17 protein-coding genes and 1 pseudogene are annotated in these 16,763 nt (G+C 66.0%); 6 read left to right on the top strand and 12 right to left on the bottom strand.

Going from position 1 to position 16,763, the window contains the following annotated elements:
• The first annotated feature begins 204 nt into the window (after positions 1 to 204).
• Positions 205 to 1,701 (top strand): DEAD/DEAH box helicase family protein, encoded by a 1,497-nt coding sequence (locus tag C446_RS02015; RefSeq protein WP_049919972.1) that lies wholly within the window; start codon positions 205 to 207, stop codon positions 1,699 to 1,701.
• A 158-nt stretch (positions 1,702 to 1,859) separates the two neighbouring features.
• Here the strand turns inward: C446_RS02015 and C446_RS02010 are convergent, their stop codons facing one another.
• A complete protein-coding gene (locus tag C446_RS02010; protein WP_006671381.1) occupies positions 1,860 to 2,228 on the bottom strand; it encodes a sensory rhodopsin transducer in 369 nt (122 codons plus the stop codon).
• A gap of 138 nt (positions 2,229 to 2,366) precedes the next feature.
• Between C446_RS02010 and C446_RS02005 the strand changes: the two genes are divergently transcribed.
• Positions 2,367 to 2,906: a CBS domain-containing protein gene (locus C446_RS02005; protein ID WP_006671380.1), complete on the top strand. Its 540-nt coding sequence runs from the start codon at positions 2,367 to 2,369 to the stop codon at positions 2,904 to 2,906.
• Positions 2,907 to 2,927: 21 nt separating this feature from the next.
• On the opposite strand, the gene C446_RS02000 is transcribed toward C446_RS02005, so the two are convergent.
• The 3 genes from C446_RS02000 to C446_RS01990 all read right to left on the bottom strand — a co-directional run bounded on the left by C446_RS02000 (position 2,928) and on the right by C446_RS01990 (position 5,432).
• Complete coding sequence (locus tag C446_RS02000) at positions 2,928 to 4,220, bottom strand: pyridoxal phosphate-dependent aminotransferase (RefSeq protein ID WP_006671379.1); 1,293 nt, start codon at positions 4,218 to 4,220, stop codon at positions 2,928 to 2,930.
• On the bottom strand, positions 4,217 to 4,702 hold the full coding sequence (locus C446_RS01995) for an Lrp/AsnC family transcriptional regulator (protein ID WP_006671378.1): 486 nt from the start codon (positions 4,700 to 4,702) through the stop codon (positions 4,217 to 4,219). Before C446_RS01995 ends, C446_RS02000 begins: the two co-directional genes overlap by 4 nt.
• Before the next feature lie 106 nt (positions 4,703 to 4,808).
• A complete protein-coding gene (locus C446_RS01990; RefSeq protein WP_006671377.1) occupies positions 4,809 to 5,432 on the bottom strand; it encodes a hypothetical protein in 624 nt (207 codons plus the stop codon).
• Positions 5,433 to 5,563: 131 nt separating this feature from the next.
• On the opposite strand from C446_RS01990, the gene C446_RS01985 reads away from it, so the two are divergent.
• Positions 5,564 to 6,133, top strand: a complete 570-nt coding sequence (locus C446_RS01985; RefSeq protein WP_049919976.1) for a thioredoxin family protein — start codon at positions 5,564 to 5,566, stop codon at positions 6,131 to 6,133.
• A gap of 67 nt (positions 6,134 to 6,200) precedes the next feature.
• Here C446_RS01985 and C446_RS01980 read toward each other — a convergent pair whose 3' ends face one another.
• Positions 6,201 to 6,797, bottom strand: a complete 597-nt coding sequence (locus tag C446_RS01980) for a hypothetical protein (protein ID WP_083861042.1) — start codon at positions 6,795 to 6,797, stop codon at positions 6,201 to 6,203.
• A gap of 209 nt (positions 6,798 to 7,006) precedes the next feature.
• On the opposite strand from C446_RS01980, the gene C446_RS01975 reads away from it, so the two are divergent.
• A complete protein-coding gene (locus C446_RS01975) occupies positions 7,007 to 8,155 on the top strand; it encodes a mechanosensitive ion channel family protein (protein ID WP_006671374.1) in 1,149 nt (382 codons plus the stop codon).
• Between the two features lie 182 nt (positions 8,156 to 8,337).
• Here C446_RS01975 and C446_RS01970 read toward each other — a convergent pair whose 3' ends face one another.
• Positions 8,338 to 8,823: a twin-arginine translocation signal domain-containing protein gene (locus tag C446_RS01970; protein ID WP_006671373.1), complete on the bottom strand. Its 486-nt coding sequence runs from the start codon at positions 8,821 to 8,823 to the stop codon at positions 8,338 to 8,340.
• Between the two features lie 111 nt (positions 8,824 to 8,934).
• The gene (locus C446_RS01965; protein ID WP_006671372.1) at positions 8,935 to 10,053 is read right to left on the bottom strand and encodes an NADH:flavin oxidoreductase/NADH oxidase; all 1,119 of its coding nucleotides are present in this window, start codon (positions 10,051 to 10,053) and stop codon (positions 8,935 to 8,937) included.
• 159 nt (positions 10,054 to 10,212) lie between these two features.
• On the opposite strand from C446_RS01965, the gene C446_RS01960 reads away from it, so the two are divergent.
• The gene (locus tag C446_RS01960) at positions 10,213 to 11,046 is read left to right on the top strand and encodes a BtpA/SgcQ family protein (protein ID WP_049919975.1); all 834 of its coding nucleotides are present in this window, start codon (positions 10,213 to 10,215) and stop codon (positions 11,044 to 11,046) included.
• 32 nt (positions 11,047 to 11,078) lie between these two features.
• Here C446_RS01960 and C446_RS01955 read toward each other — a convergent pair whose 3' ends face one another.
• The 3 genes from C446_RS01955 to C446_RS01945 are packed head-to-tail and all read right to left on the bottom strand — an operon-like array spanning position 11,079 to position 14,231.
• A complete protein-coding gene (locus C446_RS01955; protein ID WP_006671370.1) occupies positions 11,079 to 12,320 on the bottom strand; it encodes a tripartite tricarboxylate transporter permease in 1,242 nt (413 codons plus the stop codon).
• A 48-nt stretch (positions 12,321 to 12,368) separates the two neighbouring features.
• Positions 12,369 to 13,427, bottom strand: coding sequence for a Brp/Blh family beta-carotene 15,15'-dioxygenase (locus C446_RS01950; RefSeq protein WP_049919971.1), 1,059 nt, complete (start codon positions 13,425 to 13,427; stop codon positions 12,369 to 12,371).
• A 6-nt stretch (positions 13,428 to 13,433) separates the two neighbouring features.
• Positions 13,434 to 14,231 (bottom strand): lycopene cyclase domain-containing protein, encoded by a 798-nt coding sequence (locus tag C446_RS01945; protein ID WP_006671368.1) that lies wholly within the window; start codon positions 14,229 to 14,231, stop codon positions 13,434 to 13,436.
• Between the two features lie 264 nt (positions 14,232 to 14,495).
• On the opposite strand from C446_RS01945, the pseudogene C446_RS01940 reads away from it, so the two are divergent.
• A pseudogene (locus tag C446_RS01940) lies at positions 14,496 to 15,230 on the top strand (phytoene desaturase family protein); the annotation flags it as partial.
• Between the two features lie 128 nt (positions 15,231 to 15,358).
• On the opposite strand, the gene rpl12p reads toward C446_RS01940, so the two are convergent.
• The gene (gene rpl12p, locus C446_RS01935) at positions 15,359 to 15,706 is read right to left on the bottom strand and encodes a 50S ribosomal protein P1 (RefSeq protein WP_006671366.1); all 348 of its coding nucleotides are present in this window, start codon (positions 15,704 to 15,706) and stop codon (positions 15,359 to 15,361) included.
• 18 nt (positions 15,707 to 15,724) lie between these two features.
• Positions 15,725 to 16,762 carry a 50S ribosomal protein L10 gene (locus tag C446_RS01930; RefSeq protein WP_006671365.1) on the bottom strand — a complete coding sequence of 346 codons (1,038 nt, stop codon included), beginning with the start codon at positions 16,760 to 16,762 and terminating at the stop codon, positions 15,725 to 15,727.
• Position 16,763 lies beyond the last annotated feature (1 nt).

The raw sequence follows: 16,763 nt of genomic DNA, 5'->3' as shown, positions 1-16,763 counted from the left end.
AGACGGCGTCCAATTCCCTACAAGTCTCACGAAGAACAGTGGAGTGAACGCCTGAGAGGAGGATTAGATGACCTCGCAACGGAGCAACATGCGACGTACGACAGGACTCGAGACCATAAAGTCGCCCGCGGGCGCGTTGCGAGGAAACTGCAAACTGCAAAGCGATCCCGACAGTATTTGATCTTCGAACGCCCAGTCGGGACCGTGACGCGGTCGCCGTCGTTCGAACCGAACACGATTGCGCTCCGATACGAGGACGGGACGGTCCGCGTCGACGGCCTCGAGGAGACGACGGTTCGTCGGCTCCGGAAATCGGACGCTAGACTCGAACTCGCAGACGACCCGCGGACCGGCGGTCACCGGTCGCCGGCGTTTCGGTACGCGCGACTCAGGGCGGCGCTGCTCGAAGCGGTCGGCACGTCCACGATCGACGATGGCGTCCTCTCGCTTCCGTCGCTTCCTCCGCTCGAGTCGACGTACGAACTCCGGGCGTACCAGCAGGAGGCGCTGTCGTCCTGGCTGGAGACGGACCGGTGGGCCGACGGAGCGACCGAGCCGGAGGCCGGGATCGGAACGGCTCCAGCCGGTATCCTCGAGCTGCCGACCGGGAGCGGCAAGACCGTCGTCGCGTTGGCGGCGATCGAACGCCTCGGCGTGCCGACGCTGGTCGTCGTCCCGACGATCGATCTGCTGGAACAGTGGGAACGGGAACTCGAGGCGGAGTTCGGTGCCGGCGGAGCGAGGGGGGTCGGGTCGGCCGACGGCGTCTCTATCGGTCGTCTCGGCGGCGGCGAGCAACGGCTCGAGCCGATTACCGTCTCGACGTACGACTCGGCGTACCTCAAGGCCGATTCGATCGGCGACCGGTTCGGGCTCGTCGTCTTCGACGAGGTCCACCACCTCGGCGGGGAGGGGTACCGCGAGATCGGTCGCCTGCTCGCTGCGCCCGGACGACTCGGACTCACCGCGACGTTCGAACGCCCGGACGGTGCCCACGACGTGATCGAGCGGATCGTCGGCCCGCTCGTCCACCGGATCGACGCCGACGAACTCGCCGGCGAGCACCTCGCACCGTACGATCTAAAGCGCCTCGAGGTGACGCTTACTGCCGACGAACGCGAGGAGTACGAACGCAACCAGGAGACGTTCACCGACTACCTCGCGCAGTCGAACATTCGAATGCAAAGCGGCTCCGACTACCAGGAACTCGTCAAACGATCTGGGTCGGACCCCGCCGCACGAGAGGCGCTGCTGGCACGCCAGCGCGCTCGCGAAATCGCCCGCGGCAGTGAGGCAAAGATCGACGCGCTCGAGTCGATCCTCGATCGTCACCGAGAGGCGCGAACGATAGTCTTTACGGCGCACAACGACCTCGCCTACGAGGTCAGCGAGCGGTTCCTGATCCCGACGATCACCCATCGCACCGGAGCCGCCGAGCGCCGGGAGGTCCTCGAGCGGTTCCGGGAGGGAACGTACAGCCGGATCGCGACCTCAAACGTCCTCGACGAAGGCGTCGACGTCCCCGATGCGTCGGTCGCGGTCGTCCTCTCGGGCAGCGCAAGCGAGCGGGAGTTTACCCAGCGGCTGGGGCGAATCCTCCGCCCGAAGGAAGACGGGCGACGGGCGCTGCTGTACGAGGTCGTCACCGCGGACACCTCCGAAGAGCGGGCTGCAAAGCGTCGTCGCAGCGACTCGCCGTAGAACGGAACGATCCCGTAACCTCGTCATATCCAAACCGAAACACCGTCTCGGAGGATCGATTGGACCGTGGCCTCGCTTTCGGGTTCGGTGATTCGGTCGGTCGAACGAGACGCTGCCGGACCAGTTCGTCCACTCGGGGGGTCACTCGTCGTCGACGGCTACTCACCCGGATACGCGATCGTCGAGAGCAACGCGTTCTCGGCCTGCCTCGAGTCCAGTCGAGTGTGTTGACAGACGATCGGGAGGTCCGACTCGATCACGCTCGCGAACGGCTCGCCTTCGGGAATCGCCTCGGGATCGTCGAACTCGTCGAACCGGAAGTGTGCGGTGCGCTCAGCAGGGACCGTCTTCTCGTAGGGCCCGACCGGCTCCCGGTCGGGGAAGTAGACCGTGATCTCGACGGTCGCCTCTTCATCGGCCGTGTTGAGCACGCAGAGGGATTCGTGGCTGCGCATCTCGGGTTCGGGACCAGTACTCCCCTCGGGAATGTACCCCTCTGGGATCGCCCACGTGTGCTTGCCAGTCATGGAGTGGACGTACTATCGGCGACTGCGTGGATAATCCGTCCCCTTGTACCCTCATGTGACCGCCGTCGGGTGCGATCGCTCGTCCCGGGACGAGGACCGACCCAAAGTACTTTTGATAACCCGTGGTTATTGTGCTGTATGGAACTCCCGACGCCGGCGGACCTCCGCCAACGGCGTACCGAACTCGGGCTGACCCAGAGCGAACTCGCCGAGAAGGCAGAGGTTTCCCAGCCCCTGATCGCCCGAATCGAAGGTGGTGACGTCGATCCGCGACTCTCGACGCTCCGCCGAATCGTCAACGCCCTCGAGCAGGCCGAGAGCGACGTCATCCACGCGGCGGACCTGATGAACGAGGCCGTGGTCAGCGTCTCGCCCGACGATCCGGTCAGCGAAGCGGCTCGCAAGATGGAAGAAGAAGCCTACTCCCAGCTCGCGGTCATCCAGGACGGGATTCCGGTCGGCTCGATCAGCCAGAGCGACCTCGTCCAGCTCGATTCGGAGGCTCGCAACGAGTCCGTCGAACAGCATATGAGCGAGAGCTTCCCGACCGTCTCCAAGGACGCGTCGCTCGACGAGATCAGCAACCTACTCGAGCACTACAAGGCCGTAATGATCACCGAAGCGGGAGAGACCGTCGGAATAATCACCGAGGCGGACGTGGCGGCTCGACTGTCCTGATCGGACGGCTGCCCGTGCGGGCTAGCGCTCGGGTTCGACTTCGGCTCCGGGTTCACTCTCGGTCTCCGGGACGGACCCTGACCCGGAAACAGAAGCAGAGCCAGTCCGTGTCCGGTCCGGACCGCACTCGTCGACGAACGTCTCGATTCGGGCAAGCGCCTCACGCAGGTCTCCGAGTCCCGTCGCGTACGAGACCCTGAGGTGACGTTCCCCGCCCGTACCGAAGACATCACCCGGGACGACGGCGACGCCCTGCTCGCGCAGCAGTTCCTCCGCGAACGCCTCGCCCGTCCACCCCTCGGGCACTTCGGGGAAACAGTAGAACGCACCCTTCGCTTCGAAGACGTCCATTCCGATCTCCCTGAACCGTGAGAGGACGAACTGCCGGCGTCGATCGTACTGGTCGACCATATCCCGGACCTCGTCGCCGCAGGACTCGAGCGCCTCGAGGGCGGCGTACTGGGCGGTCGTCGGGGCCGACAGCATCGTATACTGGTGGATTTTGTTCATCGCGGCGACCGCATCGGCCGGCCCGAGCGCGTACCCCAGCCGGAGACCAGTCATCGCGTGGGCCTTCGAAAACCCGTTGAAGACGATCGTCCGCTCGCGCATGCCCGGCAGCGTCGCGATCGAAGTGTGGTCGCCCTCGTAGGTCAACTCGGCGTAAATCTCGTCGGAAAGGACCAGCAAGTCGTGCTCGCGGGCGAACTCGGCGATCGGCTCGAGCTCGCCTTTCCGCATGATCGCCCCGGTCGGGTTGTTCGGGTAACAGAGCACGAGCACCTCGGCGTCGGCCGCGCCAGCGTCCTCGAGGGCTTCGACGGTGAGCCTGAACTCGTCCGCTTCCCGGGTGGGAACCGACAGTACCTCGCCCCCGGCGAAGGTGACCCCGGGCTCGTAGGAGATGTACGACGGCTGGGCGATCGCGACCACGTCGCCGGGATCGACGAAGGCGCGAAACGCCAGGTCGACGGCCTCGCTCGCGCCCGCCGTGACGATGATCTCCGACGCGGGGTCGTACTCCAGGTCGAACCGGTCCGTGGCGTAGCCGGCGATCGCTTCCCGTAGCTCTCGCATGCCGCGGTTGGCAGTGTAGGAGGTCTTCCCTTGCTCGAGGGAGTCGATGGCGGCGTCACGGGCAGTCCAGGGGGTCGCGAAGTCGGGTTCGCCGACTCCCAGGGAAATGACGTCGTCGCGTTCTTCGGCGATCTCAAAGAACCGACGGATACCCGACGGGGGAACGGCCTGGACCCGCTCGGCCGGGTCGAAATCGAACTCCCGATCGCCGCCGGGGCTGTCCGGCTCCCCGGTCATGGCGAGAACGAGAGTCGGTCGTCCTCCTCGCCGTCGCCCAGCTCGATCCCGTTCTCCTTGTAGGAAGTCATCACGTAGTGGGTGACCGTCTGGGTGATCTCGGGCACCGGGGCGACCTTCTCGCTGATGAACTGCGAGACCTCGCGGATGGAGTCGCCCTCGACTTCCATGTCGAAGTCGTAATCGCCGCTGACCAGCCGGAGAGCAGTAACCTCCGGGAACCGCGCGAGGCGCTCTGCGATGTCGTCGTACCCCGTCTCGCGGTCGAGTTCCACGTTGAGTTCGACCTCGGCCCGGACCGTCTCCGCTTCGAGGGCGTCCCAGTCGACGACGGCCTGATAGCCGCGGATCACGCCCGCTGCCTCGAGTTCCTCGATCGCTGCCTCGACCTCGTTCTCCTCGAGGTCGGTCATTCGCGCGATGTCCGTGGCAGAGTATCGCGCGTTCTCACGAAGCAACTCGAGCACCTCGCGTTCGCTCATACCACCCCGAAACGCGAGCGCGGGTAAAAGCGTTGTTCTCGGACAAAGAATTGTCACTGTTTCTCCTTCTCGGGCTGGCACGGGAGGGGAAAAAGAGGACCCGAAGCTAACGGTAGTTCTTGAACAGCAACGCTCGCACGTCGTCTTTCGTCTGTACCTCTTCGGTCGATCCGTCCGGCAACTCGACGCTGTAGCGGTAGTCCGCCGAGGACGACTCCTCCCACTTGTCGTCGTGCGTTTCGAGGAGACTCATCATCTCGTCTAACATGTCGTCGTCGTCGGCGTCGCCGCTCTCGGAATCGTCGTCGCTCTCTGCCTCGGCTTCCGGTTCTGGTTCCGGTTCCGGTTCCGATTCCGATTCCGATTCGTCCCCGGCATCGGCCGGTTCGGCCGCTTCGGCGTCGCTTTCGTCGGTATCGCCGCTCGCCACATCGCCGTCCGTTCCGTCCGACACGCCGTCGTCAACCGGCCCCTCGTCGTACGTGAGTTCGTTCGGGTCCGGTTTGCCTGCGACCGCCGCGTCGACGGACTCCGCGACGTCGTCGGTCGCCGAGAGATCGTAGTCGGCCTCGAGTTCCACGTCGACCTCGTCGCCGAGGTTGTCGATCAGAAACTGGATCGCGTCCTGTTCGCGGACGAATCCGTACCGACCGACGACGTCCTCGGAGATTTCGGCCCGGAGCTGCTGGATGAACGCGTACTGTTCGTCAGTGACCTCGAGCGTTTGCATATCCCATCGATGTTGCGGGGGGTACAAATATGTGGGTCGTCGCTCCCGCCGAGCGCTCGACCGGCCTTCGAATGCCGCGGCCGATCGCCGGGAGCGCCGCTGTTAAGACGCACGCGGCCGGTACTGGGTGTATGGCGCTTCAGGAATCCGACGCCGCACTCGCGGCCGGCGATCCGGCTCCCGCGTTCGAACTCGAGGGAACGGACGGCAAGACGTACACGCTCGAATCGTTCGCCGACGACGAGGCCCTGTTGCTCGTGTTCACCTGCAACCACTGCCCGTACGCGAAAGCGAAGTTCGATCTGCTGAACGAACTCGCCAACGAGTACGACGACGTGTCTATCGTCGGGATCAACCCTAACGACGCCGAAGAGTATCCCGAAGACTCGTTCGAGAAGATGCGCGCACTCGTCGAGGACGGGACGATCCAGTACGACGCCTACCTCCGCGACGAGAGCCAGGAGGTCGCCGCGGCCTACGGTGCGGCGTGTACCCCCGACCCGTTCCTCTTCGAGCAGGACGACGAGAACGAGTTCCGGCTCGTCTACCAGGGGCGACTCGACGACGCCATGGACCCCGACGACGAGGCGACGCGCCACCACGTACGAGAGGCCATCGACGCGGTGCTGGCAGGCGAGACCGTCGACCTCGAGTGGCAGCCGTCCCGTGGCTGTTCGATCAAGTGGCGCGACGAGGAGTAACCGCGGTCCGAAGCACGGCTGTTTCTCGGCTTCGGAGTCCCTACCGACTGCGTTCGAAGTCGGAAGCTCACTCGCTTCGCCAGGATTCGTGGACCGTTTCCGCTAACTCGAGTGCAGTCGTCTCGTATTCCTCCGCGGACCGACTGCGGAACGTCCAGTACGAGACCCAGCCGACGGCGGTCGCGTCACGGAAGAGGACGCGTGCCTGAGACGGCTCGCCGGACGGGCTGACGCCGCCGACGATGCTTTCGGTGGCGACGCCAGCGGCCTCGAGACCACGCTGTCCGTCCGGGTGGTCGTCGTACCACTCCCGTGCGCCGTCGGTATCGTCGTGTGTCCGGACGAGCAGTTGTGCCAGCCCGGCAACGTCGAGACGCGGGTACTGGTCGGCGTGGGTGGCCATCTCGTCGTCCTCGGGCGCGTGCGAGAACGCAGTGAGGACGGTCGCGTCGTCGGCAAGCGGCGCGGTAATCGACTCCTCGTCCCGTTCCCACTCCCCGTCGAGCACCGACTGAATTTCGTCTGTCGTCGGCAGCTCCGGCTCGAGGGAGTCGCTCGATTCCGACTCCGTCCCGAAGGCAGTACAGCCGCCAGTGAGAGCGAGCACGGCTGTCCCCGCGCCTGCTCGGAGTACGGTTCGGCGATCAGTGGAGGGCGATGCCATATGGGGACGTGTTCACACAGAAACATAAATCATCCGTAGACGAACCCGACAGTCCGCCAGCCACACTGGTTCGGGCACGCAAACGTCGTCGGACGACAGTCCCTGCCGACGGTCAGGGCGTCGACGGGGCCGCCGCGACTCTCTCCCCCTGGGACCTGAAACTGCCGGCCTCGAGTACAATCGAGCCGCCACGCTACTCCCTGGTCCGCATGGTGGGTTCTCCGTTTCACGTCTTTCAGTCTCCGCTGGGTTCCGACCCGGTCTCACAGCTACAGGAGACGTATCTCTCTACGCTCGAGTTACGACTGCTCGCGACGACGGTGATCGTCGCACTCGCGATCGGCTTCGCTGTGGCTATCCGCCGCGTTCGTCCCGCCGTCGAGCGGCAGTACGGCGGCCAGATCGGCGAGATCGTCTCGATCCTCGCCGCCGGAGCCGTCATCGTCGTGATGGTCTACGGGCTCAGCGTCGTCTGGCGTGTCACGTCCGTACTCTGGATGACGATCGAGACGATAACCGTCAATCGCTGGGTCGTCGCCCAGCAACTCGTCACCGCAGCGCTCGTCGTCGCGGCGTATCTCGCGGTCCGGGTCGTCAACAGGTCGATCGACAAAGCCGCACAGACCAACGCGATCACGAAACACCAAAGCGAGGTCGCCTACCACGTCGCCGACGTGACGATCGTCGGTTTCGTCGGAATCGTGATCCTCACGCTGTGGGGGATCGACCTCACGAACGTCTTCATCGGCGCGGGCGCGATCACCGCCATCGTCGCCCTGACCGCACGCGAGACCCTCGCCGCACTGCTGGCCGGGTTCGTCCTGCTGTTCTCGCGTCCGTTCCACGTCGGCGACTGGGTCCGGGTCAACGAGACCGACGGCATCGTCACGGACGTCACCGTCTTCACTACCAAGGTCCAGACGTTCGACGACAGACACGTCCTGGTTCCCAACGACGAGGTGACCGACAGCCAACTCGTCAACTACTCACGCAACGATCAGCTCCGGATCGACCTCGAGGTCGGCGTCGATTACGAGGCGAACGTCACACACGCCAGGAAGGTCGCCGTCGACGCCGTCAGTGCTCTCGAGGCGAGCAAGGACACGCCCGCACCACAAGCAGTCGCCAGACAGTTCGGCGACTCGGCGATCGTTCTCGAGGTTCAACTCTGGATCGGGGACCCGACGAAGCGACGGGAACACGACGCCAGGACGGCGGCGATCGAAGCGATCGTGGCGGCGTTCGAACGGGAGGGAATCTCGATTCCGTACCCCCAGCGGGTACACGCGACGCGAAACGACGGGCTACGCGTGAGCGCTGCCGACGGCGAGGACGAACCGACGGCCGCCAGTCGGTGAGTAACGGAGACACGAGGGCCACGAAATGCGGAGAGCATCGTAGGTACGACGAGAAAGGGAACGGACTCCGGCGATCGGAGCCGGATCGGCAGCGATCGCCGGTCGAGACAACGTGATTTGGGGTTCGTTCTGCGTGCGGTGCGGTCGGGTTCGAGCGGTGGGTACGACGAGACGACCGGTGGTCACTCGACGACGATATCGGCTATCATCGTCGTCTCGTGGGGTTCACAGACGTACTCGGCCATCTCGTCGCTTGCCGTGAACTCGAGCCACTGGTCGTCGCCAGGGTCGGAGACTTCCGGTGTCGCGAGGTCGTCGACGACATCACCGTCGTCGTCCCAGATGGCGATGTTGTGCGGGGAGCCGTCGCCTTCGGTCCAGCCGATCTCGTACTCTTCTCCTTCTTGAAGGATGAGCGTCGGGTTCTCCTCTCCTTCGATCTCACCGGGGGCGATACCGACCCAGCCGGGCGTCTGTCCGTCGAGTTCGATCGCCGTGCCGGGATCAATCTCGTATCCGTCCGGGCCGTCGTCTTCGCCGTTACCGTCGTCGCCGTCGTCACCGTCGTCTCCGTTGTCGTCCCCGAGACAGCCGGCAGCGAGCACTGCAGCGCCCGTCACGCCCGCCGCCTTCAGGAACGTTCGTCGATTGTCTTCGTGTACGGTCATGCGTCACTCGAACGGTCGAACGACGGGCTCATTGAAACGACCGTGCCCTCCCACGAACTGGGACATTGAGGGAATATGTTCGACGCGCGTTTTAAACAGGGCGTGTCCGCCCTACTGCACCGCCCGTCGATACTGTATCGGCCACCGCTCTGACGCCGCTCCGTCCTCCTCGAGGGCCTCGCCCGCGCGCAGTCCGAAGTACGGGTCCCGGAGGAACTCCCGGCCGACCAACACGAGGTCCGCGCGGCCGTTCCGGACGAGCGCGTCGGCCTGCTCGGGTTCGGTGACCCCGCCGACAGTGCCGACGGCGACATCTGCGCTCTCACTGACCGCTTCGGCCAGAGGTACCTGGAAGTTCGGTCCGCCAGGTGCCGCCTGATCGGGGTGGAGTCCGCCCGAACTTATGTCGATCAGGTCGACGCCCAGATCGGCGAGGTCGGCGGCCAGTCGGGCCGACTGGTCGACATCCCACGAGGCGGAGAACTCGTCCTCGAGCCAGTCGGTCCCGGAGATGCGGACGAAGACCGGCTTGTCCTCGGGCCAGACCTCGCGGACGGCAACGGTAACCTCACGGAGAAGCCGCGTCCGGTCCTCGAAGCTCCCCCCGTAGTCGTCGTCGCGACGGTTCGTGACCGGCGAAAGGAACTCGTGAAGCAGGTAGCCGTGGGCCGCATGGACCTCCGCGATATCGAAGCCCGCCTCGAGCGAGCGTTCCGCGGCGTCGCGGTAGGCGTCGATGACGCCCTCGATGTCGTCCTGGGTCGCCTTCCGCATGGCGGGTCGATCGCCCGAGAACGGTGGGTACGCGTCGGGGGAAGGCGAGATCACTTCCCACCCCTCCGCGCCGTCGGGATCGGTCTCGTCCGGTGCGATGGGGTCGTTCCCGTCCCAGGGACGGGTCTTGCTGGCTTTGTGGCCTGCGTGGGCGAGCTGGATCGCCGGCACCCCACCCTGCTCGCGGATGAACGCGGTGATCGGCTGCAGGGCCTCGGCCTGTTGGTCGTTCCAGATGCCCAGATCGTGTGCCGTGATCCGACCACGGGGCTCGACGGCGGTCGCTTCGGTCATCACGATGCCCGCGCCGCCGACGGCCCGACTCCCGAGGTGGACGCGATGCCACTCGGTCGGGAGGCCATCCGGCTCACAGGAGTACTGGCACATCGGGGAGACCGCAATCCGGTTGGGAATCTCGCAGTCACGCAACGTCAGCGGCGAGAAGAGGTCGCTCATGTACCCGGGGATAGCCACCCCGAACGAAAAACGAGCGTGGACGGGGACGGCTTTGCCGGATTGCGCGACGGTACCGAACGGGTTCGCCGTTCCCGTCCAGAGATCGCGGATCGCGAATCGAGCGAACGGTATTTCTCCCTCGAGATGCCACGGCTCCGCATGGGTTCCCAGGCTCGACCTGCGTTTCGCGAGCGGTTCGACGCCGCGCGTCCGGTGATCGGTATGGTTCACTTGCCCGCCCTGCCCGGCGCGCCGGCGTTCGACGGCGATCGCGAGGCAATCCGCGAACGCGCCCTCGAGGACGCTCGCGCCCTCGTCGCGGGCGGAATCGACGGGATCGTCCTCGAGAACTTCGGCGACGCGCCGTTCTACCCGGAGTCCGTCCCGAAACACGTCGTCGCGGAGATGACCGCGATCGCTGCGGTGATCCGACGAGAGGTCGACGTTCCGCTCGGCATCAACGTCCTCAGAAACGACGCCGAGGCGGCGCTGTCGATCGCGGCCGCGGCCGACGCCGATTTCGTCCGGGTCAACGTCCACGTCGGGACGGCTGCGACCGATCAGGGCATCCTCGAGGGCCGGGCCCACGAGACGATACGACTGCGGGAGCGACTCGAGGCCGACGTCGCGGTGCTCGCCGACGTCCACGTCAAACACGCCACCCCGGTCGGCGAGACGGGCATCGAGCAGGCCGCCGAGGAAACGGTCGGACGTGGGAAGGCCGACGGCGTGCTCGTCTCGGGATCGGGAACCGGCGCGGAGACGTCGCTCGAGGACGTGCGTCGGGTGTCGTCGGCCGTCCCGGACACACCGGTGCTGGTCGGAAGCGGGGTGACCGCCGAGACGGCCGGTGACTTCCTCGAGGCGGGTGCGGACGGACTCGTCGTCGGCACGGCCCTGAAAGAGGACGGGGAAACGACGAATCCGGTGGCCTCGAGTCGGGTGGCCTCGGTCGTGGCGGCGGCCCGTGATGGCGTCTCGGGCGACGGATAACACAGATATCGGGTGAATCGGTTACCGGGGTATCACCCCCCTAGAATCAACGGACCGATCAATACCCCCATCAGGTGCACTCGCCGCGCACGCAACCGAACGGGCACCATCCCGATCGCAGCGGCGACGACGAAGACGACGATCCCCAGCGCCCCGGTAAACAGGTACGAAAGAACCACCAGTAGGCCGAGGACCGCCGCCGAGATCTTCCAGTAGGTCATCCGGCCGACCAACTCGAGATAGGCGTCCCCGACGACGATCACGAGGACGAACCCGATCAGTCCGGCGACCACGACGGCCGCGACCAGCAGCGGCAACTCGAGCGGCGCGTTCGCGCTCTCGAAGGCGACCATCACGCCCGTTCGAGGTTGCCCGATCGCAACCAATGCAAAGAGCGCGAAGATGGTGTTTGCCGTATCGACGCCGCTGGTCGCGACGATGTAGCCTCGATCCCCTGCGCCGCCGGGCACGATCACCAGCACCGCCACTGCGGCGATTGCAGCCGAGATGCCCGGAATGTACCCGACGACGGCACCAGCGAGCGCTCCGGCGACCGCCGTGGCACCCAGCAGCGGACGCGACATCGCAATCGTATCCTCGTCCTGGCGGGGGATCCCGCTCCCGAAGATAGCGTCGATCAACACCGGCGCACCGAATAGGCCGGCGAACAGGGGTGCGAGCGTGCCGCCAGCATCGAGCGGTGCCTCGGGGGCGAGATCGAGCGTCAGCGCGCCGAGCGCGGCAGCCAGCGCGAACGAAATGAGCCCACCTGCACGGCCGCGCCAGGTCCGCTCGGAGGCGACCAGGGCGACGACGACCATCGCCAGCACCAGGGGGAGGTTCGCCCGAACGGTCGGGTAGACTGCTGTGACTGCACGGGTGACGGGGACGGCGAGCGGTACGGCGGCGAGCACCGCGAGAACACTCCCCAGCGCGGAGAGGCGAATCGCCTCGTACCCCCGGCCCTCGAGCACCATCCGGTGGCCCGGCAGCGCAGTGACGGCCATCTCCGCATCGGGAACCCCCAGTGCCATCGCCGGGACGGCATTGAGGAAGGTGTGAACGACGCCGGCGGCGAGCATCGCACAGCCGACGAACAGCGGCGGACCTGGAACCGCGGGCGCGAAGCCCGCCAACAATAGCGCGAAGTTGTTCGCGTGCAATCCCGGAACGAGGCCGCTGAGCGTGCCGAGGGTCGCGCCGGCCAGCAGCCACGCGAGCAACTGGGCCGACAGCGCGGGATCGGTGACGACCTCCACCGGGCCGAGCGTCATCGCCTCATCTGGCCGCGCGTTCGTATTTAAACTCGAGGCGTACGACGATCAGTCGGCCGTCCAGACCCGCTGCTCGAGATCCAGCAGCGAAACGATGACGACGTGGGGCAGCGTCAACACTGCGATACAGACCAGGTACAGCGCGGCGACTTCGGGAACGGTCGCGGGCGTTTGTGGGACCAGCAGCGCCAGTCCAGCGAGGACGACGAGCGCGCCGGCCGTCATCGGTGCCGCGTCGCGGGCGAACCGGCCCAGCGCAGCGAGGTCGTTCCCCCTCGTGAGGGCCGCGGTCGCTGGCTCGTCGACCAGCAGCGTTCGCAGAATGTGCCGGACGGAGTGCCACAGCGCGAAGTAGAGCCCGATAGCCAGGATCGGCGGCACGACGGCGAAGAACACGACCAAGCCGAGCGTTTCCCCGGCGTCGATCAGCCAGGGCTCGAGCGCGTCGGCCCGTCGGTAGCCGAGCGCGAGCGAGACGACGACGAGCAGGCCGAATCCAACGCCGACGACCAGCCGGACTGTGGGTTCGAACGCCGGCGCGAGTGCGGCCGCCCCAGCCGGATCGAACAGGCCGACCAGCGTTTCGGCGACGAACGCGTACTGGTCGGGAAAGGCGACGAGCGGGACGAGCATCGGTAGGCCGCCGCGGACGAAAAGCGCGAGCAGCCGACTGGCCCGCGTCTCGAGGTGGTCGGCGTCGGCGAACGCGAGCAACGCGTAGACGTCGCCCTGTCCCCAGTGGACGAGCGTCACGAGGATGAAAAGCGCGAAGGCGACCGCAGGGGTGACGAACCAGACGAGGGCGTAACTCGCGCCGACGACGAGGTAGAGCAAGCCGACGAGCGCAAGCGACCGTTTCGTCACCGACTCGTTTCGCACCCGTGGGAGAACGAGGTGGTCGACAGCGCCGTGTGGGAGGCCGAACACGACGACGGTCGCGACCAGCGGGAGGTACTGGTAGGCAAGCGGGAGGGAGCCAGCCGCGAGGACGACTGCCAGCCCAGCAGCGATCGTGAGAACACCGAACGCGAGGCTGAGCCGATTCGCCCGCCGCTTTGCGTCCGTCGGCGGTTCGACCACTCCATCGATTGTGGGGGTTACGTCCACGGTCGGTCACCTGCGGGTTCCGGGTCGAAGCCGGCGGACTCGTTCGAGCAGACGCGAGAGTAGAGGGACGGACGGAAGCTCGTGGGAACGATCCACGAGCCAGCCATAGAGGACGATTCCCTGGACGACGAAGACGTTCGTCAGGAGAAAAAACAGCGCCTCTTCGATCGGGAGTCCCACGAGCGCATAGCCCGTCGTGTAGCGCTCGGAGATGATCCAGATCCCCCACTCGATGGCGATTCGGTCGGCGATCCAGAGGTACAGGGTCGGCAGCCCAACGGCGAGCGCGACCGTGTGGCGCACGCGCCACAGGTACGTGAGCCCGAATGCCCACTGGATCGCGAGGATCGGTCCCGCCCAGAACAGCAGGGAGCCGAGATAGTAGGTGGCCGTGTTCTCGAGCAGCGTCCAGCCTGCGAGACAGACCGCTGTCCCACCGACGAGGCCGGCCAGACGGTGACTCACGGGGAGTCGGAGAGATAGCTCGGCTCTCGAGTGGACGTGAAAGAGGACGAACGCGGTCAGGATCGGCTGGAGCACGAAAAAGAGGTACTCCTCGACGGGCGTATACCAGAGCCGCGCCAGTACGGCTCCCTCGCCGTACCACCAGACGCCCGCCGGGATCATCACGTTGGTCCACGGGGTCGTGTAGAGGACGGCGAGCACGGCGATGATCCCGAGTCCCGAAAATCCGGTTCGGTCCCACCACGCGCCGGTTCGTCGAGCTGCGAGCGCCCCCAGAACGACGATCGGTGGTAGAACGAACACCCCGTGAAAGCCAAGGTAGGACAGCCGCGGGGTCATCGGAACACTCCTCGGCTCGCGGGAGCCGTCACGTACCGCCGGCTGGAGGCAACCGGACGGGAAGCGAGCACAGCGTGGGCGGTCGTCATCGTTTCTCGAACTCGGGGTGGAACGTACGTAAAGAACGGGGCCACGCTGTTTGCCGTCGGCCGGTTCCGGACGGACGTGTGTGGTGTGTGAATCGCCGTCGCCCGTCCAGACCCGGTCGTAAATGCCCCGAGAATAGCGGACGAGAGACTTCCGTGACCGTCACCAATACGAACGATGCCCGAGTTGACCGCCGATTCGATCGCCATCGTCGGCGCTGGCTTCGGCGGCCTCTCGGCGGCCGCCCACCTCGCGGCCGCCGGTGCCGACGTGACGGTCTGTGAGCGACGCCCCCAGATCGGCGGCGTCGCCGGCCGGCTCGAGGGAGAGAGGTTCCGGTTCGACACCGGCCCCTCGTGGTACCTCATGCCCGGATTGTTCGACCGGTTTTTCCAGACGTTCGACCAGGACCCGTCCGACTACTACGACCTCGAGCGACTGGACCCGAACTACCGGGTCTTCTGGACCGACGGCGACCGGGCCGACGTACCCGCAGCTCCGGACGAGACACGAGCACTGTTCGACTCGTACCAGGCGGGTGCGGGCGACGCCCTCGAGCGGTACCTCGCGGACGCCCGCGAGGCCTACGACGCTAGTATGCACCGAGTCGTCCTCCCGAATCGAACGCGGTTCCGGGACTACCTCTCGACTGACCTACTCCGTTCGGTCCGTGACCTCTCCCTGCTCGGAACGATGGACGAGCACGTCGCCGACTACTTCGAGCATCCGAAGCTCCGACAACCCGTCCAGTACACGCTGGTCTTTCTCGGCGGCGCACCCCACAATACGCCCGCGCTCTACACCCTCATGAGTCACGTCGACTACGGGCTGGGCGTCTACTACCCGCAGGGAGGGCTGTACGAGGTCGTCGACGCGGTGGCGACGGTTGCACGGGAGCACGGTGTTTCGATCCCAGTTGTGCCGCAGTAGGGAAACAGCTAGCAGATTGATGGCCGGTTCGAGAGTCGGCGTTGGGACTGATCGGCGTGACGTACGCAAAAAATATCGATCGTTAGGGCTGCGAAATCGTCGCGTCCGAGTTAGCCGAAGAGTTCGCCGAGACCTTCACCGTCGGCCTCTTCGTCTTCGTCGTCGTCCTCGTCCGTCGTGTCCGGGACGTCGCTGGTCTCTTCGACTTCCTCATCGTCGTCGTCGCCTTCGTCGGCGGCAGCGCCAGCGGCGGCAGCGCCACCGGCAGCCGCAGCCGGTGCGGCGGCGGCCTCGGAGACGGCCTCGTCGATGTCGACGTCCTCGAGCGCGGCGACGAGCGCCTTGACGCGGGACTCTTCGACGTCGACGCCGGCGGCGTCGAGCACGTCCGTGAGGTTGTCTTCGTTGATCTCTTCGCCCGATTCGTTCAGGATGAGTGCAGCGTAAACGTATTCCATTGTTGGATCCTCCGTTGATTATCCGAACATCTCGCCGAGACCGGACGCACCGTCTTCGTCGTCGTCATCGTCGTCTTCGTCGGCGGCGTCGGCCTCGTCTTCGGTCTGGTCGTCTGCCGATTCCTCTTCCTCGTCGCCCTCGTCAGCCGCCGGCTGGGCAGGCGCGTCGACATCCTGCAGCTCCTCCGGCAGCGCTTCCTCGTCGTCGATCTGGGTTGCGAGCGCGCGAAGCTGCGCGTCGGCCTTGGTGACGAGGTCGGGCATGAGCTCTTCGTCCTCGATCGCAGCCTGCAGGCCGAGGCTCTTGGCCTCGCCCGTGGCCTTCGCGACGAGGGTCGGGACCGTCGACTCGGTCGGGAACTCCGCGTTGATCGCGAGGTTCCGTGCGCGAGCGGCGGCCGTCTCGACGTCGCTCCGGTAGGCCTCGACGTCGATGTCGAGGTCCTCGGGGTCGAAGAGGACGCCTTCGGCGACGACGGCCCGAAGGTCGAGCCCGACTTCCTTGGGCTCGATACCGAGCTCGTTGAGGACGTTCGCCAGGTCCACAGAGACTTCCTCGCCGGCCTCCAAGACCGTCGAGTCCTCCATGACCTGAATCGAACCGTCCTCGATTCGTGCGTTGGCACCGACACCCTGGAGTTCGCCGACGAACGGCCCCGGATCGACGCCCGTGTCCCCTTCCGGGATCACGATGTCGTTCGGGGCGACTTCGCCCTCGTTGATCGGAGCCGGCGTCTTCGACGCCTCAAGCTCCTTGTAGAGCGCGAAGGGGTTGTCGTTCGTGGCGATCAGGCCGACGTGGCCCTCGACGTGAGAGACGAGGTCCTCGTAGCCGGCCTCCTCGAGCGCGCGGATCTGCAGGGTGTTGCGGCTGACACGGAGCTCCGCGGTGCCGTGCAGGTCGCGGCGCATGTCCTGGAGCTGCTTCGAGGGGATGCCGGTGAGGCCGACGATGCCGACGCTCTCGTACTCGCCGAGCAGTTCCGAGAGCTCATCGACTTCCTCTTGCTTCCACTGGGGAAGGTTCTCGGTCTTACGTTCAGCCTGGGCGCTCATA

Origin of the sequence: Halobiforma nitratireducens JCM 10879 (genome assembly GCF_000337895.1) — an archaeon.
In the GTDB taxonomy this organism is placed as follows: Archaea; Halobacteriota; Halobacteria; order Halobacteriales; family Natrialbaceae; genus Natronobacterium; species Natronobacterium nitratireducens.
This window is presented reverse-complemented; position numbering and strand designations above follow the sequence as displayed.

Bases quoted from the DNA above. Each gene is read 5' to 3' on its own strand.
- C446_RS02010 (WP_006671381.1), bottom strand. From the start codon at position 2,228: ATGACTGGCAAGCACACGTGGGCGATCCCAGAGGGGTACATTCCCGAG.
- C446_RS02005 (WP_006671380.1), top strand. From the start codon at position 2,367: ATGGAACTCCCGACGCCGGCGGACCTCCGCCAACGGCGTACCGAACTC.
- C446_RS02000 (WP_006671379.1), bottom strand. From the start codon at position 4,220: ATGACCGGGGAGCCGGACAGCCCCGGCGGCGATCGGGAGTTCGATTTC.
- C446_RS01995 (WP_006671378.1), bottom strand. From the start codon at position 4,702: ATGAGCGAACGCGAGGTGCTCGAGTTGCTTCGTGAGAACGCGCGATAC.
- C446_RS01990 (WP_006671377.1), bottom strand. From the start codon at position 5,432: ATGCAAACGCTCGAGGTCACTGACGAACAGTACGCGTTCATCCAGCAG.
- C446_RS01985 (WP_049919976.1), top strand. From the start codon at position 5,564: ATGGCGCTTCAGGAATCCGACGCCGCACTCGCGGCCGGCGATCCGGCT.
- C446_RS01980 (WP_083861042.1), bottom strand. From the start codon at position 6,797: ATGGCATCGCCCTCCACTGATCGCCGAACCGTACTCCGAGCAGGCGCG.
- C446_RS01975 (WP_006671374.1), top strand. From the start codon at position 7,007: ATGGTGGGTTCTCCGTTTCACGTCTTTCAGTCTCCGCTGGGTTCCGAC.
- C446_RS01970 (WP_006671373.1), bottom strand. From the start codon at position 8,823: ATGACCGTACACGAAGACAATCGACGAACGTTCCTGAAGGCGGCGGGC.
- C446_RS01965 (WP_006671372.1), bottom strand. From the start codon at position 10,053: ATGAGCGACCTCTTCTCGCCGCTGACGTTGCGTGACTGCGAGATTCCC.
- C446_RS01960 (WP_049919975.1), top strand. From the start codon at position 10,213: ATGGGTTCCCAGGCTCGACCTGCGTTTCGCGAGCGGTTCGACGCCGCG.
- C446_RS01955 (WP_006671370.1), bottom strand. From the start codon at position 12,320: ATGACGCTCGGCCCGGTGGAGGTCGTCACCGATCCCGCGCTGTCGGCC.
- C446_RS01945 (WP_006671368.1), bottom strand. From the start codon at position 14,231: ATGACCCCGCGGCTGTCCTACCTTGGCTTTCACGGGGTGTTCGTTCTA.
- rpl12p (WP_006671366.1), bottom strand. From the start codon at position 15,706: ATGGAATACGTTTACGCTGCACTCATCCTGAACGAATCGGGCGAAGAG.
- C446_RS01930 (WP_006671365.1), bottom strand. From the start codon at position 16,762: ATGAGCGCCCAGGCTGAACGTAAGACCGAGAACCTTCCCCAGTGGAAG.